At 71.0% G+C, this 14926-nt stretch carries 14 protein-coding genes; 8 read left to right on the forward strand and 6 right to left on the reverse strand.

What is annotated here, in order from left to right; genetic code table 11:
• Window positions 1-64 precede the first annotated feature (64 nt).
• Window positions 65-1111 carry a LacI family DNA-binding transcriptional regulator gene (locus ACZ60E_RS00905; protein ID WP_469436687.1) on the reverse strand — a complete coding sequence of 349 codons (1047 nt, stop codon included), beginning with the start codon at window positions 1109-1111 and terminating at the stop codon, window positions 65-67.
• Between the two features lie 89 nt (window positions 1112-1200).
• On the opposite strand from ACZ60E_RS00905, the gene ACZ60E_RS00910 reads away from it, so the two are divergent.
• The 5 genes from ACZ60E_RS00910 to ACZ60E_RS00930 all read left to right on the forward strand — a co-directional run bounded on the left by ACZ60E_RS00910 (window position 1201) and on the right by ACZ60E_RS00930 (window position 5065).
• A complete protein-coding gene (locus tag ACZ60E_RS00910; RefSeq protein ID WP_469438280.1) occupies window positions 1201-3525 on the forward strand; it encodes a glycoside hydrolase family 36 protein in 2325 nt (774 codons plus the stop codon).
• Between the two features lie 122 nt (window positions 3526-3647).
• The gene (gene rpmG, locus ACZ60E_RS00915) at window positions 3648-3812 is read left to right on the forward strand and encodes a 50S ribosomal protein L33 (protein WP_469436689.1); all 165 of its coding nucleotides are present in this window, start codon (window positions 3648-3650) and stop codon (window positions 3810-3812) included.
• 46 nt (window positions 3813-3858) lie between these two features.
• The gene (locus ACZ60E_RS00920; protein WP_469436691.1) at window positions 3859-4119 is read left to right on the forward strand and encodes a type B 50S ribosomal protein L31; all 261 of its coding nucleotides are present in this window, start codon (window positions 3859-3861) and stop codon (window positions 4117-4119) included.
• A gap of 29 nt (window positions 4120-4148) precedes the next feature.
• Window positions 4149-4271: a type B 50S ribosomal protein L36 gene (gene ykgO / locus ACZ60E_RS00925; protein ID WP_107014949.1), complete on the forward strand. Its 123-nt coding sequence runs from the start codon at window positions 4149-4151 to the stop codon at window positions 4269-4271.
• Window positions 4272-4498: 227 nt separating this feature from the next.
• A complete protein-coding gene (locus ACZ60E_RS00930; protein ID WP_469436693.1) occupies window positions 4499-5065 on the forward strand; it encodes a snapalysin family zinc-dependent metalloprotease in 567 nt (188 codons plus the stop codon).
• 140 nt (window positions 5066-5205) lie between these two features.
• Here ACZ60E_RS00930 and ACZ60E_RS00935 read toward each other — a convergent pair whose 3' ends face one another.
• A complete protein-coding gene (locus tag ACZ60E_RS00935; protein WP_469436695.1) occupies window positions 5206-5688 on the reverse strand; it encodes an ATP-binding protein in 483 nt (160 codons plus the stop codon).
• Window positions 5689-6152: 464 nt separating this feature from the next.
• On the opposite strand from ACZ60E_RS00935, the gene ACZ60E_RS00940 reads away from it, so the two are divergent.
• Window positions 6153-7793, forward strand: coding sequence for a protein kinase domain-containing protein (locus tag ACZ60E_RS00940; RefSeq protein WP_469436697.1), 1641 nt, complete (start codon window positions 6153-6155; stop codon window positions 7791-7793).
• A 30-nt stretch (window positions 7794-7823) separates the two neighbouring features.
• Here ACZ60E_RS00940 and ACZ60E_RS00945 read toward each other — a convergent pair whose 3' ends face one another.
• From ACZ60E_RS00945 to ppk2, 3 genes are all read right to left on the reverse strand, one after another.
• The gene (locus tag ACZ60E_RS00945; RefSeq protein WP_469436698.1) at window positions 7824-9191 is read right to left on the reverse strand and encodes an MFS transporter; all 1368 of its coding nucleotides are present in this window, start codon (window positions 9189-9191) and stop codon (window positions 7824-7826) included.
• Entirely contained in the window at window positions 9188-9925 is a 738-nt protein-coding gene (locus tag ACZ60E_RS00950; protein ID WP_469436700.1) for an ArsR/SmtB family transcription factor, read from the reverse strand. Before ACZ60E_RS00950 ends, ACZ60E_RS00945 begins: the two co-directional genes overlap by 4 nt.
• 111 nt (window positions 9926-10036) lie before the next feature.
• Window positions 10037-11023 (reverse strand): polyphosphate kinase 2, encoded by a 987-nt coding sequence (ppk2, locus tag ACZ60E_RS00955; RefSeq protein ID WP_469436702.1) that lies wholly within the window; start codon window positions 11021-11023, stop codon window positions 10037-10039.
• A 374-nt stretch (window positions 11024-11397) separates the two neighbouring features.
• Between ppk2 and ACZ60E_RS00960 the strand changes: the two genes are divergently transcribed.
• Window positions 11398-12408, forward strand: coding sequence for an ArsR/SmtB family transcription factor (locus ACZ60E_RS00960; RefSeq protein ID WP_384802753.1), 1011 nt, complete (start codon window positions 11398-11400; stop codon window positions 12406-12408).
• A gap of 122 nt (window positions 12409-12530) precedes the next feature.
• Here ACZ60E_RS00960 and ACZ60E_RS00965 read toward each other — a convergent pair whose 3' ends face one another.
• Entirely contained in the window at window positions 12531-13715 is a 1185-nt protein-coding gene (locus tag ACZ60E_RS00965; protein ID WP_469436705.1) for a PP2C family protein-serine/threonine phosphatase, read from the reverse strand.
• Window positions 13716-13845: 130 nt separating this feature from the next.
• Between ACZ60E_RS00965 and ACZ60E_RS00970 the strand changes: the two genes are divergently transcribed.
• Window positions 13846-14925 (forward strand): protein kinase family protein, encoded by a 1080-nt coding sequence (locus ACZ60E_RS00970; protein WP_469436707.1) that lies wholly within the window; start codon window positions 13846-13848, stop codon window positions 14923-14925.
• Window position 14926: the final 1 nt, after the last annotated feature.

The raw sequence follows: 14926 nt of genomic DNA on the forward strand, positions 1-14926 counted from the left end.
TGCCTTTCGCGAACGGGGCTCGGGTAGGGGCATCAGGAAGCGGTCCGGCGCGGGCGGCACACGGTCATGGGCGCCCGGGCGGCGGCCCCGAGCTCTCCCGCACCACCAGCTCCGGTACGGAGACGGGGTGCGGGCCGACCTGCGCGGACTCCTCCAGCACGGAGTGCAGGAGACCGAACGCGGACCGCCCGAGGCCGGTGAAGTCCAGGCGTACGGTCGTCAGCGACGGGGTGAGGAAGGCGGAGTGCGGCGCGTCGTCGAAGCCGGCCACGCTCACGTTGCCGGGCACCGACCGGCCCTTCTCGTGGAGGGCGCGGATCACGCCGAGCGCGAGGTCGTCGTTCCCGCACAGGATCGCGGTGACGGCAGGGTCCCCGGCGAACTTCCGGCCCGCCGCATGGCCGCCCGCCGGGCCCCAACTCCCCTGTACGGCACGGGGTTGCGGGGCTCCGGCCTCCTTCAGTGCCTGTTGCCAGCCGGAGGTACGGGCGCTGGTGCGCCGGGTGCTGGAGGGGATGGCGACGTAGTGCACGGTCTCGTGGCCGAGGGAGAGCAGATGGCGGGTCGCCTCGTAGGCGGCCTCGCGGTCGTCGGTCCACACCCAGGGGCGGTCGCCGCCGGGCGGCCGGGCGGGGGTCTCCACCACACCCACGACCGGCAGTCCCTCGGGTACGGCCCCCAGGGCGCGTACACCGGCCGGATCGTACGCGATCACGATCAGACCGCCGCCGGTGTCCGCCGCCCGCTGCACCTGCGCGGCGACCTCGGCCCCGTCGGTACCGTCCGGCGATTCGAGGACACCGATCCCCACGGCGTACGAGGAGGCGCGGGCCGCCTCCTCGATGCCCTGGAGGATCGAGGCGTAGCCGTAGTGCGTGGTGTTGGCGGTCAGCACGGTCACGGCCCTGCTGCGCCCGCTGGCCAGGGCGAGCGCGGTGGAGCTGCGGCGGAAGCCCAGTTCGTCGATGGCCGCGAGGACCCGCTCCCGGGTGGACGGCTTGACGCTGGGGTGTCCGTTGATCACCCGGGAGACGGTCTGGTACGAGACACCGGCAGCGGTGGCGACGTCCCTGATGCTCACCGAGCGCCTTGTGTGACCGGTCACATTCATGCCAGGATTGTGACCGGTCACATGGGGCTCGTCAAGAGTCCGTAACCATGGATTCACGCGACCGACTCGGACGGCTCTCGGGGGCGGTCATGGTGCCCTCAGGGGTGACCGGGGGCGGTCATGGAGAGGGAGAGACGTTGACCGATACGTCGGACACGGTGGGTGCGGCGGGTGCGGGCCGCACGGGCGCTCGGCGGACGATCGCCTGGGGGCATCGGGCGCTGGAGGCGGAGTTCGCCGTCGGACCCGACGGAGACCTGCGCATGGTCCGGCTCGCGCGCCCCGGTGACCAGGCGCCGACGTCCGGCGCCGACGCTCCCCTCCCGCTCGTCGAACTCACCGCCCTCGGCCACGGAAGCGGCTGGTCGGGACCGCGCTTCACCGGCACCGCCCTCGGCCCGCGTCTGCGCCACCGCTCGCACACCACCGAGGAACACGACGGCTGGACCCGCCTGACCGTCGAACTGCACGACCCCGGAACCGGGTTGACCGCCTTCGCCGAGCTGTCCTCACCCCTCGGTCTGCCCGTGCTCCGCTCCCGCGTCCGGCTGCGCAACGACGGCTCCGCGCCGCTCGTCGTGCAGTCCGTCAGCAGCCTGCTGCTCGGCGCGCTCCCGCCGCCCGGCCGGCTCGACGTCCACCGCGCCCGCAACGATTGGCTGGCGGAGGGCCGTTGGTACGCGGAACCGCTGAGCGACTCCGTCGCCGACATCAGCGTCGACGTCCACCAGCACGACAGCCGGGCCGCGCTCTCCCTCACCGGGCGAGGCAGTTGGTCCAGCGGCGGCCACCTGCCGATGGGCGCCCTCGCCGAACGCGGCGGCGGCCGGGCCTGGTTGTGGCAGGTGGAGTCCCCGGCGGGCTGGCGCTGGGACGTGGGCGAGCGCGACCACGGTACGTATTTGGCGCTGAACGGGCCGACGGACGCGGAGCACCAGTGGCGGGTCCGGCTCGAACCCGGCGACGAGTTCACCACCGTGCCGGGCGTCCTTGCCCTCGGCGCGGGGCTCGGCTCAGGGACCGGCTCCGCGCCCGGCTCCGCGCTCGATGACGCCTTCGGCGCCCTGACCTCGTACCGCCGTGCCGTGCGTCGCCCGCACCCCGACCATGTCGCGCTGCCCGTCGTCTTCAACGACTACATGAACACGTTGATGGGTGATCCGACGACGGAGAAACTGCTCCCGCTGATCGACGCGGCGGCCTCGGCCGGATCGGAGTACTTCTGCATCGACTCCGGCTGGTACGACGACAGCACGGAGGGCTGGTGGGACAGCGTCGGCGAGTGGCTGCCCTCGTCGCGCCGCTTCCCCGACGGCGGGATCCACGCCGTCCTGGACCGCATCCGGGAGCGCGGCATGGTGCCGGGCCTGTGGCTGGAGCCCGAGGCCGTGGGGGTACGCAGTCCGATCGCGTCCGAACTTCCACCGGAGGCCTTCTTCCAGCGGGACGGCGTACGCCTGGTGGAACAGGGCCGCCACCAGCTGGACCTGCGGCACCCGGCCGCGCGGGCCCACCTCGACAAGACGGTCGACAGGATCGTCGGCGACTGGGGCGTGGGCTACCTCAAACTGGACTACAACATCCTGGTCGACCCCGGCACCTGCGGGCCCGACGACCTCTCGCCCGGCGCGGGGCTGCTGGGCCACGCCCAGGCGTACCTCGACTGGCTCGCCGAGGTGCTCGAACGCCACCCGGCCCTGGTCGTCGAGAACTGCGCCTCCGGCGGGATGCGGATGGACGGGGCCACGCTGGCGGTCACCCAGCTCCAGTCCACCAGCGACCAGCAGGACCCGCTGCGCTGCCCGCCGATCGCCGCCGCCGCGCCCACGGCGGTCCCGCCCGAGCAGGGTGCCGTCTGGGCCTACCCGCAGCCCGCCTTCGACGACGGCCTCATCGCCTTCACCCTGGGCGGGGCACTGCTCGGCCGCGTCCAACTCTCGGGCCACCTGGACCGGATGTCGGACCACCAACTCGCCCTCGTACGGGCCGCGGTGGCCGTCTACAAGACGATCCGCGGGGACCTGTCCGAGGCCCTGCCGTTCTGGCCGCTCGGTCTGCCGGGATGGACGGACGAGTGGACGGCCGTGGGCATGCGGGTGCGTGGAGACCGTACGGCGTATGTGTCGGTCTGGCGCCGGGGCGGAGGCGGCGGAGAGGGCGCCGAGGGCGTGGACAGCGGGGAGGGTGGGGTGCTGCTTCCTGTCGGGCATCTGGCGGGCGGGGGACGGGAGGTGACCGTGGAGATCCTCCATCCGGCGCCGCCCTCGTCCTCGTCGCGCTCCGTGGGTTCCGCCGGCTCGGTGCGTTCGGTCGGTTCGGCGGTCTGGGATGAAGGCGGAGGCGGAGGGGGAGTGCGGGTCACGTTGCCGCGTACGCCCGGTGTGCTGCTGATCCGCCTCACGGCGACCCCGTAGCCGGCGTGCCGGGCCCCCGGCGGAAGGGGGAATACATCCGCCGGGGGCCCGGTTATACGGCTCGTGAATGACATGGCCCCATCAATTGAGGTGGGTGTCCGGGGGTGTGAAAGGAGGCGTTCATGGCTGCCAGAGGTACGCGTCCGGTGGTGACGTTGAAGTCCACGGCCGGAGCCGGTGCGACCTATGTGACGCGGAAGAGTCGCCTGAACGACCCCGACCGTCTGGTCCTGCGCAAGTACGACCGGGTGGCGGGGGAGCACGTTCTCTTCCGCGAGGAGCGATGAACCAGGCCGTCGCCCTGCGGCGTACGGCTGTAAGGAAGGAAACCCCATGAAGCTCGGTATTCATCCCGTGTCCCGCCCGGTCGTCTTCCGTGACCGCGCTTCGGACGCCACGTTCCTCACCCGTTCGACCGCGCCCTCGGCGACGACGATCGAGTGGGAGGACGGCACCACGTATCCGCTGATCGACGTGGAGGTCTCGTCGGCCAGCCACCCCTTCTACACGGGAACCGCGCGGGTCGTCGACAGCGCGGGCCGGGTGGAGCGGTTCGAACGGCGGTACGGCCGCACGGCATCGACGTCCCGATGAATCGATGACCTGATGAGGAGAACACAGTCATGAAGGTGCGCAAGTCGTTGCGTTCGCTGAAGTCCAAGCCCGGAGCGCAGGTGGTGCGCCGGCGGGGCGTGGTGTTCGTTATCAACAAGAAGGAACCGCGTTTCAAGGCCCGTCAGGGCTGACGCGGCGCGGCACACAGCAGGGCCCGGCCCCCGGAGAGGGGGGCCGGGCCCTGTCCGCGTCACGGTCGGTCCTGGCGCCCGGGCCTTACGCGGCAGCCCGGCGTCCGGGCCGTACGCGGCAGAAGGCGGCCGGATTGACGGATTGGCGTCCGTCCTCGCTGGGCAGGGAGCCAGGGAATGTCATGTCATGTGCACGACTACCTTCCCCCCCCACAAGGAGGTCGACCATGCACGTCCGTAAGCTGACCAGTGGACTCGCCGCCGCCCTGGCGGTCACCTTTTCCCTGCTGGGTGGCCAGGCCGTGGCCGCCCCGGCCCCGGTCGCGGACCACCTCGCCGCCGCCCGGGTCGTGACCTACGACGCGAGCGGTTCCGCGGAGTTCAGGACCGCGGTGGACCGAGGCGCCACGATCTGGAACGAAAGCGTCGACGCCGTCGAACTGCAGCCCGTCGCGTCCGGACAGCGCGCCAACATCCGGGTCCTGGCGGACAACGGCTGGCCCCGCGCCCTGACCACCTCGCTCGGCAACGGAACCGTCTACATCGGACGGCAGGCGGTCGATCAGGGCTACAACACGATCCGCATCTCGTCCCATGAACTGGGGCACATCCTCGGTCTGCCGGACCGCAAGCCCGGCCCGTGCACCAGCCTGATGTCCGGTTCCAGCGCGGGTGTCGCGTGCACGAACCCGTACCCGAACGCGGCCGAGAAGTCCGAGGTCGAGGGCAACTTCGGCGGTGAGCTGGCGCGGACGGCCGGAGCGGTACCGGTCGGCGTCACGATCGTGGACTGACGCGACGCGCGCCGAGTCTCTGGACGCGCGCAACGTCGCACGAGAGCGGCCGTACGCCCCGGAAGCGGATCTCGCGTTCCGGGGCGTACGAGCCCGATCCGAGGTTCCGATTCGACGTGCTGGTCCGCCCGGGGCGCCCGTCAGCGGGTGTCGACGTCGGCGCGGGTGACGGCGTGGGTGTCGGCGAGCAGCCCGATCCGCGCTGTGATGTGTTTGCCGACCGGCTCTCTTCGGACCTCGAAGCCCTCGCAGATGGCCATGACGATCTCCAGGCCGTGCTGGCCCACCCGGCCGGGGTCCGCCGCCCGGGCCACCGGCAGGACCGGATCGCTGTCCCAGACGGCCACTTCGAGCAGGTCGCCGACGATCCGCAGAGCGAGCAGGACCGGCCCCGGCGCGTACTTCAGGGCGTTGGTGACCAGCTCGCTCACCACCAGCTGGGTCAGGTCCATCGCCCGGGCCGTGACGGGCACACCGTGTTCGGCCTGGGCCTGCGACAGGAAGTCGGCCGCGAGATGACGGGCCTCGGCGATGCAGAGCGAATCGCCTTCCAGAGCAACAGTGGTCTCCATACGGCCACGCTGCGGCGCCATACGGCCTCCGCCCTTGATCAAAGATTCCATGCAGTCCGTCCTCACCTGCTGCTCGCCCGCATGTACCCCCTCTTTCGCAACCTACGCATCCGCTGTCGGCGAAATTCGACCGGCTGTTCCGGCGGCGACTTCGAGGCGGAACCGAGGATCCGGCGCCGGGTTCACACGTCGGCTTCATGCGTCGGCTTCATGCGGTGAAGCCGAGGTGGAGCCGCGGTGGAATATCGGTGGGAGTAAGCCCGGGGGGCGCGGGTAGTGGCCCCATGTCGCGGGAAAGCGGGACGTGGAGCCTGGGGAGGTCACACGTCCCGCTTTCCCGCCGTTTTCGTGTGTCCGTCCTCCGCTCGGCGATTTTTCCGAGGACGCCCCCGGGACAAGGCGCGGCAGGCGCATCGGCCATCGGCGATGGCACGAATCGCGAATCCTTTGAACACAGGACATGGCCCTCTGCGTATTGCTGGTGACCGGGAGCAAGGCTTCAGCGAGGGATGGGCATGGGCAACGCGGGTGCCGCTTCACAAGAGTTGGTCGCCGGAAGGTATCGGCTCCAGGAGGTCGTCCACCACGAAGTGGGCTGCGTCTGCTGGTACGGGGAGGACATCGAGTACGCCCGCCCGCGGCTGCTGACGCAGACGCAGCTTGCGCCCGATCCCATGGAGGACCGGGCCGGGCCGGCCGTCGCACGGATCACTCACGCGTCCGACGTCATGGGACTGCGGTGTCCGGGCGCGGTGGCGAGCGTCATCGACGTCGTCGAGGAGAACGGCAGCCTCTGGACGGTCGTCGAATGGATCGACGGCATGCCCCTGGGCGAGTTCCTCGACCAGTACGGGCCGCTCGACCACGCGCGGGCCGCCCGTATCGGGCTCGACATCCTGGGGGTGCTGGAGTCCGCGCACGGCGCTGGGTTCGTGCACGGCGAGCTGAGCCTGGGCCAGGTGTTCGTGCGCGACCACGGCGGCGTGGCCGTCTCCGGGTACGGTCTGGCGGGCGCCGGTCCCGGGGCACGGCTCGGCGCACCGGCGTACGCGTCCCCCGAGCAGGCCCGTGGCGAGGCCTACGGTTCGCCCGCCGACCTGTGGGCGCTGGGCGCGCTGCTCTACACGATGACCGAGGGGCGCCCGCCCTTCCGTGACCGCGGCCAGCCCGAGGCGACCCTCAAGGCGATCGTGAGGCTGCCGCTGCGCAGCCCGCGGCACGCCGGCCCGCTCGCCCGGATCATGCAGGGACTGCTCCGCAAGGACTCCCGCGAACGGCTCACCGGGCCCGTGGTCCGCGACGCCCTCGTCCGTATCGTGAACGACGACCCCGCCGCCGCGGAGGCGTCGCTTCCGCAGTCGCGGCCCTCGGTCCACCGCGTGATGAGCCTGGCCCGGGGGAGAAAGAACCTCGGCCGTGCGGCGCTCATCGGGACCGCGGTCGCCGCCGTCGTCGCGGTGACGATGACCGCTCTCGCCGCGACCGGCGACGGTTCGGGCGACGACGTCTCGGCGTCCGACGCGACGGCCTCGCGCCCCGTCCCCGTACTCCCGACCGCCGACACGGACGGAGCGGGTACGCCGCCATCCGCGTCCCCCACAACCTCCCCCTCCGAGTCCCCTTCTCCTTCCTCCTCACCGTCACCCTCCCCTTCTTCCCCCGCTTCCTCGTCCTCGGCCGCGGGGAAGCTTCCGGCGGGCTTCCGTGCCTACACGGCGTCGGAGGGCTTCGCCATCGCCCTTCCCAAGGGCTGGCAGAGGCTCAGCACGAAGCGCGCCGAGGACGGCTCGTACCGGGTCGTGTTCGGCGCCGACGGCGATCCGCGGGAACTGGCCGTCACCTACAGCACGCGCGTCGGCTCCGACCCGGTGGCCGTGTGGCGGGACACCGTCGAGCCCTCGCTCCAGAAGGAGCCCGGTTACGACAGGCTGGGCGCGATCCGCGCGACGACCTACCAGGGCCGCAAGGCCGCGGACATGGAGTGGGTCGACGAGTCGGAGGGCACGCGCGTGCGTACCTTCGGCCGTGGGTTCCTCATCGGGGGCGGCGAGGGTTTCTCGATCCGCTGGGAGACACCGGCCGCCGACTGGGAGGAAGCGGACAACCAGCAGGCACTGAAAACCTTCCTGGCAACTTTCCGCGGCCTCCCGAACTGACCTGTCACCCCGCCTGATCACCCCGACCGGTCAGCCCGACGGATCCCGCACGAGACCGCTTGCGCGCTCGCGTGCGTCCTCGCGGGTGCGGTCCATGGCACGCCATTCGGGTCGCAGTCCGGTCAGGCTCGTGGTGAGGAAGTACGCGATCCCGCCGGTCAGCAGCACCGGTGCCAGTCCGACGGCGGCCACGGCCGCTCCCGCGATCAGCCCGCCGAGGGGGATGCCGGACCAGGCGAGCGAGTCACCGAGCGCGTTGACCCGGCCCAGCAGCGGGCGTGGAATGCGCTCGAAGAAGACGGCGCCGATGATCGGGTTGATGAAGCCCGCGCCGAACCCGCTCACGGCGAAGACGACGAGGACGGCACCCAGCGGCGCGCCGGAGGCGAGCACCAGGAACTTGGGTGCCCCGGCGACAAGGAATCCGATGAAGAACACCGCCCTGCGCCGCAGCCGGTGTGCGATCGCCGCGGCCAGGAGGCTCCCGGCGATCGCCGTGATGCCTGCCGTACTGCCCACGAGGCCGATCCCGGTCGGCCCGTATCCGGATTCCTCGGCCCAGACGGGAACGAGCACCGCGGAGAAGCCGGCGTCCAGGAGGTTGGTGACGCCGACCATCACGATGAGGGCGAGGAGCAACGGGTCGCCGCGCAGGAAGGTCCAGCCCTCACCGAACCGCTGCCAGTAGCCCGGTTCCCCGGGTCCTGCCCGTGACGACTTCGGTGACCCCTTCGGGGAGCTGTCCGGCGACGGGATCTCCTCAGCGGCATGCCCCATGTGCCTCGGCAGCGCCAGCGCGATGATCACCGATCCGGCCGCGAAGCAGGCCGCGTTGACCGCGAGGCCCGTCAGGGGACCGACCAGCGCGATCAAGGTGCCGCCGGCCGCCGGGCCGACGGTGGCGGCGAGTCTCTCGATCACGCCGGACAGCCCTGTGGCCCGTTCCAGCGGAACCCGGCCGCGCTCGGCCGCCTCGGGCACCATGACCTCCTTGGCCAGGTCGCCGGGGCCCCGGGCCGCGCCGATCAGCACCACCAGGGCCAGGAGCACGGGAAACGAGAGCAGGCCCGAGGCGTGGAGGACGGGGACGGCAGCGGCGGCGGTCGCGCTGGCCAGGTCGGCGGTCCAGGAGACGACCCGTGGGCCCGCCCTGTCCACCATGGGCCCGGTGAGCGCCTTGACCAGCACGTAGGGGGCCATCTCGAAGAAGGCGACCAGTCCGGTGCGGGTGGCGCTGCCGGTCGTGACGAGGACGAACCAGGGCAGCGCGATGCCCGATATCCGCGTACCGGTCAGCGAGACCGCCATGGCCGCGAGTACTCCGCCCAGCGGCCGTAACGCCCGCTTGCCCGGTAAGTGGTCCGTGTCCGAGCCCCCGTCAGGGGCGGTGCCCGTCACGGCTTCTCCGGGGCCGGGGCGGGGGCCGGGGCCGCGGCGGGGGCAGGGGCCGGAGACTGGGCCGGGTTCGGGGTCGGGTTCAGGTCCGCCTCGGACGTGGCCGGCTCCGGCAGCAGGTGGGTGATCACGGAGAACCGTTCGGCTCCCTCCGGGGCCGATGCCGCGGCCTCGGGTGTGTCCTGGCGGTAGCGGCCGACGACACCCCGCAACTCCTCGTAGAGACCGGCGGCTTCCTCGGGGGTCAGCCGCAGGGCCCAGTCGCTCATGTCGAAGGCGTCCCGCCACGCGTGGGGCATGGTCTGGAGCTCGCCCAGAGCCCGCTCCGTGCGTGCGGTGTGGACGGCGGCGACGGACTGCAGATAGGCCAGCGTCGCCTCGGGTTCCCGCTCGGCCAGCTCGCGGTCGTTGAACCACGTCCTGCTGTGCGCCGACCGCCACCAGCGTTCCCGCGCGTTGCCGCGTTCCGCGTCCTCCTCGACGAGACCCGCGCCTCCGAGCTGGCGCAGGTGGTAGCTGGCGGTGCCGGAGTTCACTCCCAGGCGCTCGGCGAGGCGGGTGGCCGTCGACGGGCCGTGCTTGCGCAGCAGCCCCAGCAACTGCACCCGGACCGGGTGCGCGAGGGCCCGTAGCCCCTTGGCATCCAGAACGACCGTGTCCTGATGGGCACTTGGACTTGGCCTCTCGGGTGCCTCGGGTGCCTCGGCTGTCTCGGGTGTCGTGTCGGGTTCAGGCATACCGCGCACCCTAGACCGCAAAGAGTCCTTCGCAAAGACTTGTTCGCGAAGAACTCTTTGCGGTTAGGGTCCGTCCCTGCTTCCTCGCCCCCCGAGCCGCCGCGCCCTCCCCTAGGGATGCCGGCCAGGGCCCTCGGGGTGGGGAGTCAGTGGGGTGGGGGAGAGGTCCGTTGGTTCCTCGTCGCTCTCCAGGAGGGTGTTGGCGGAACCGATGATCCGTGGATCGGCCGTGCCGACGGCCTTCTCGTCCTTCGCCGTGTAGTCGCAGAGCAGCAGCAGATGGCGCATGGCTTCGAGGCGGGCGCGGCGTTTGTCGTTGCTCTTCACCACGGTCCATGGCGCGTACGGCGTGTCCGTCGCGCGGAACATGTCGACCTTCGCCTCCGTGTAGGCGTCCCACAGGTCGAGGGAGGCCAGGTCGGTGGGGGACAGTTTCCACTGCCGGACGGGGTCGACCTGGCGGATGGCGAACCGGGTGCGCTGCTCACTGCGCGACACCGAGAACCAGAATTTGATCAGCACGATGCCCTCGTCGGTGAGCATCTTCTCGAAGATGGGCGCCTGCGTGTAGAAATGCCGGTACTCGGCCGGGGTGCAGAAACCCATCACGCGTTCAACCCCGGCCCGGTTGTACCAGGACCGGTCGAAGAAGACGATCTCGCCGGGGCCCGGGAGATGAGGGACGTAACGCTGGAAGTACCACTGCCCGGCTTCCTTCTCGGTGGGCTTGTCCAGCGCCACCACATGGGCGCTGCGCGGGTTCAGACGTTCGGTGAACCGCTTGATGGTGCCGCCCTTGCCCGCCGCGTCGCGCCCCTCGCACACCACGACGATCCGCCGGCCGGTGTCCCGTACCCACTTCTGCAGTTTGAGCAGTTCGATCTGCAGGATCCGCTTCTGCCGCTCGTAGGACCGCCGGCGCAGCTTCTCCTCGTACGGGTAGTTCTCGCGCCAGGTGTCGAGGGGCTTGCCCTCGCTGTCCAGGAGGACAGGCTGCTCGGGTCGCTCCTCGTTCACCAGCAGTCCGGCGAGCAACTCCGTCTCGGCGGACGGTTCTTCTCCGCCGTCGGAGGCCGGCACGTTCAGAGGATCAGCCACCTGTGGTCCCTTCGTAGCCTGGCGGCAGCGCCCGCCGACGGACCGGCGTACGAGTCCCGCCTCCGTCAGAATGGCATGCGGGCGAGCGCCCGGCGCCGTGCGGAACGGTCAAGGCCGCCCGTCCCGGACGTCCGTGTGCCCAGTACCCCGCCGACGCCCTCCCTCACGGCGGGATCCACTGCCGGGGCCCGCCGCTCGCAGACGACGGCCCGCACTGACGACGGGCCGCACTGACAACGTGCCGCGTTGACGACGGGCCGAACGGATCCGGCCAATGCACGCCCGGTTCCCGGCCCCCGTGCAACTCCCCTCTCGGCTGACGGCTCTTAAGTGGGTACGGGACGAGTCACGTAAGGAACGCACACGGGGGAACCATGCTCAAGTTCCACTTCACGGACGCGGATATGGCCCGTATCCGGATGGCGGGCGGCCCGGATCCCATGTGGGAACTGCTGCTCAGCCTGCATCTGCTCGGCGGGAACGACGGATCGGTCGTCTTCGGGGCGTGGAAACGGCGGATCCGCAACCGCCTGCCCGGCAGCACCCGGCTGCTGTTCGATCTGGCGCCGCCCCGGGGATATTCAGCCGACTTCCTCACCCCGGCGCCCGATCGAGGGGGACTCGAAACGGGGATCGACGCCGTCCTGTCCACCCCGCGCGGCGGGCTCAGACGGGACATCGCCCGGCTCGCCGCGGCCCGGAACCTCGGGGCGCGAACCCTGTCGCTGGCCGAGGCGGGCTCCGACGCGATGCGCAGCCTCGGCACGGCCATGCGCGGCTACTTCGACATCGCGCTGCGCCCGTACTGGGCCGAGGTGCGGAACTCGATCGAAGCGGATCGCGCCGTCCGGGTGCGGGCGCTCCTGGACGGCGGCACCGAGGGCATGCTGTCCACCCTGCATCCCGCCCTGCACTGGCAGCCCGGTGTCCTCACGGTGGCCAGCGCCTACGACCGCGACATCCGTCTCGACGGCCGCGGTCTGCTGTTGCTGCCCTCCTTCTTCTGCTGGCGGGCGCCCATCACGCTGCGCGATCCCGGTCTTCCTCCCGTGGTCGTCTACCCGGTCTCCCATGACCTCGGGTGGTCGCAGGCCGACGACGGCAGGGGCCGTGAGGCCCGGGAGGCACTGGGCGCCCTGCTCGGGAAGACCCGCGCCGAGGTGCTGGCGGCCGTCGCGGACCACGGCGGGTCGACCAGCGATCTGGCCCGGCGGCTCGTGGTCTCCGCGGCGTCGGTCTCGCAGCATGCCGCGGCGCTGCGCGACTCGGGCCTGATCGTCACGCAGCGCCGCGGGCAGAGTGTGCATCACAGCGTCACCCCTCTCGGAGGCGCGTTGCTGGACGGCCACCGGCAGATTCCGCAGGCGCCCCTGCACAGGTGTTAGTACGTGCGTAGGTGCTCTTGCATGAATAGTCGGGTGCAGGCGTTGCGTACGTGCGTGGCGGCCCGGGTGACCCCGTCTGCGTTCGTCCGGGTTCGTCCACGGTCGTCCGCGGTCGTACGCCGTCAGTTCGCCGCGACTGTCTCCGGTGAAGGAGCACGGTTACCGTGCCAGTCCAGGATCAGGACCGTGGCGTCGTCGCTGAGGTTGCCCCGGCAGGCTTCCGCGACTGCGGCCGTCAGCGTCCGTACGGCCTCCCGGGGGTGCAGCGCGCGGGTGTCGTGGACGACCCCGGCCAGATCGACGGCGGCGGCGCCGCGGTCCTGCATGCCGTCGGTGAGCAGTATCAGCCGGTCCCCGGCCCGCAGATCCAGTTTCTGTTCGCGGTAGGGGATCGGCGCCGGCACGCCGAACGGCAGATTGACGGCGAGCCGGACCTCCTCGACCGCCCCGTCGCGCAGCCGCATCGGCCAGGGATGACCTGCGTTGACCAGTCGGCAGACACCCGACGCGAGGTCGATGCACAGCAGTTGCCCGGTGGCCAGACCCCGGCTGTGCTTCAGCAGCGCCTGGTGGGCCTGCTGGGCCTGTCCTACCGGGTCGCAGCCACTGCGGCGGGCCCCACGCAGCGCACCGAGCAGCAATGTGGCCAGCAGGGCGGAATCGGTGTCGTGGCCCATGGCGTCGGTGATCGACAGATGCAGCGTGTCGCGGTCCAGGGTGTAGTCGTAGGTGTCGCCACCGATGTCGTCGGCCGGGACCAGCCCCGCGGCCAGCGTGAACTGCGACGACTCGCAACTGGACGCCGTGGGCAGCAGCTGGTGCTGGATCTCCGCCGCCAGGCTGGCGGCGGTGGTGCGCCGGCGCAGGTGGTACAGGTCGGTGAAGCGGCGGTCCGTGACGATGATGTACGCCAGCGCGTGTGCCGCTTCCCGCACCTGTCTCAGTACGTTGTCGTCCGCGTGTTGCAGGGTGACTTCGAGCACGCCGATGCAGTCCCCGCGGTTGGACACGGGCGTGATGATGCGTTGGTTGCCCTGACTGTCCGCCTCCACGTGCTGGCGCTGGCTCCGCAGCACCATGCCGTGCACACTGCCCTCCAGGTCGATCGGCTCGGTCCGCTCCGCGTCCTCGGCGACCGGGGTCAGCCGTACGAGCCGATGACCGATGAGGTCGACGAACAGGAACGAAACGTGCTCCGCGCCGAAGCGCTTCTGCAGGTTGCGTGCCACCACGTCGACCGACTCTCCGGGTGGCGCGGCCTCCGCAGAGGCCAACAGCTCACCCAATTCCAGATCTCCACCATCCACGACGACCTCCCATCGGATTCCGTTCCTTCTGCCCCGACTTTCCTGGACCTCACTTAATGTGACGCGTATCGGGGGTGTGTTCGAACACGCGTCCGAGGCGCATTTGGGATCATTCGGAGCGGAGTCGGTTGTGAAACGTGGCGGTACGGGCCGGAGTGCGCGGCTCACGGCCCATGGAGCCGTCTCCACGGCCCTGTCCCTGCTCAGTGACCCTGCGCTCCAGAGAATCCTGGACGCCGCCGGGACGACCGGTACCGGTATCGGAGGCAGGACGACCCTGCTGGAGGTCGCCGGAACGCGGGTCTTCGTGAAGCGGGTGCCCCTCACCGACCTCGAACGGCGACCGGGCAACGTACGCTCCACGGCGAACCTGTTCGAGCTGCCGCTCTTCAGCCAGTACGGGGTCGGCGGGCCCGGGTTCGGGGCCTGGCGGGAACTCGCCGTGCACCTGATGACGACGAACTGGGTGCTCGCGGGCGAGTACGACGGCTTTCCCCTGACGTACCACTGGCGGATCCTGCCGGACTCGGCGCCCCTGTACGAGGAACTGGCCGACATGGAACGGGCCGCCGCGAGCTGGGGCAGCGGCGGATCAGTCGTACGCCGCCGGATCGACGCCCTGCGGCACTCCTCGGCGAGCATCGCGCTGTTCCTGGAGTACGTCCCGCAGAACGTGCACCAGTGGCTGGGGCAGCAACTGGCCGCCGGTGACGAGGCCGCCGACCGGGCCTGCGCCCTGGTGGAGCGCGGCCTGGAAGCAGGTACCTCCTTCATGAACAGCCGGGGCCTGCTGCACTTCGACACCCACTTCGAGAACATCCTCACCGACGGTGAGCGCCTCTACTTCGCTGACTACGGCCTCGCCCTCTCCTCCCTGTTCGAGCTGACGGGGGAGGAGCGCGCCTTCTTCGACCGGCATCGGAGCTACGACCGCTGCTACTCGGCCGGCTATCTGGTGAACTGGCTGGTCGCCACCCTGTACGGGAGGGACAGGCGCGCGGCGCAGGTGCGGGCGTACGCCGAGGGCGAGCGGCCCACCGGAGTTCCGGCGGGGGTCGCGGCGGTCCTCAGCCGCGACGCGCCGCTCGCCGCGGTGATGGCGGACTTCATCCGCCGGCTCACGGACGAGAGCAAGCACACGCCGTACCCGCTCAAGGAACTCCAGCGGATCGGTGCGGTCCGCAGTGCGTTCGGCGGCTCACCGGCGTGAG

The organism is Streptomyces sp. NPDC102514, assembly GCF_055584525.1.

What these genes read in the sequence shown, in the direction of transcription:
- ACZ60E_RS00920 (WP_469436691.1), top strand. Translation starts at nt 3,859, where the DNA reads ATGAAGCTCGGTATTCATCCCGTGTCCCGCCCGGTCGTCTTCCGTGAC.
- ykgO (WP_107014949.1), top strand. Translation starts at nt 4,149, where the DNA reads ATGAAGGTGCGCAAGTCGTTGCGTTCGCTGAAGTCCAAGCCCGGAGCG.
- ACZ60E_RS00905 (WP_469436687.1), bottom strand. Translation starts at nt 1,111, where the DNA reads ATGAATGTGACCGGTCACACAAGGCGCTCGGTGAGCATCAGGGACGTC.
- ACZ60E_RS00940 (WP_469436697.1), top strand. Translation starts at nt 6,153, where the DNA reads ATGGGCAACGCGGGTGCCGCTTCACAAGAGTTGGTCGCCGGAAGGTAT.
- ACZ60E_RS00960 (WP_384802753.1), top strand. Translation starts at nt 11,398, where the DNA reads ATGCTCAAGTTCCACTTCACGGACGCGGATATGGCCCGTATCCGGATG.
- rpmG (WP_469436689.1), top strand. Translation starts at nt 3,648, where the DNA reads ATGGCTGCCAGAGGTACGCGTCCGGTGGTGACGTTGAAGTCCACGGCC.
- ACZ60E_RS00935 (WP_469436695.1), bottom strand. Translation starts at nt 5,688, where the DNA reads ATGGAATCTTTGATCAAGGGCGGAGGCCGTATGGCGCCGCAGCGTGGC.
- ACZ60E_RS00930 (WP_469436693.1), top strand. Translation starts at nt 4,499, where the DNA reads ATGCACGTCCGTAAGCTGACCAGTGGACTCGCCGCCGCCCTGGCGGTC.
- ACZ60E_RS00950 (WP_469436700.1), bottom strand. Translation starts at nt 9,925, where the DNA reads ATGCCTGAACCCGACACGACACCCGAGACAGCCGAGGCACCCGAGGCA.
- ACZ60E_RS00910 (WP_469438280.1), top strand. Translation starts at nt 1,201, where the DNA reads ATGGTGCCCTCAGGGGTGACCGGGGGCGGTCATGGAGAGGGAGAGACG.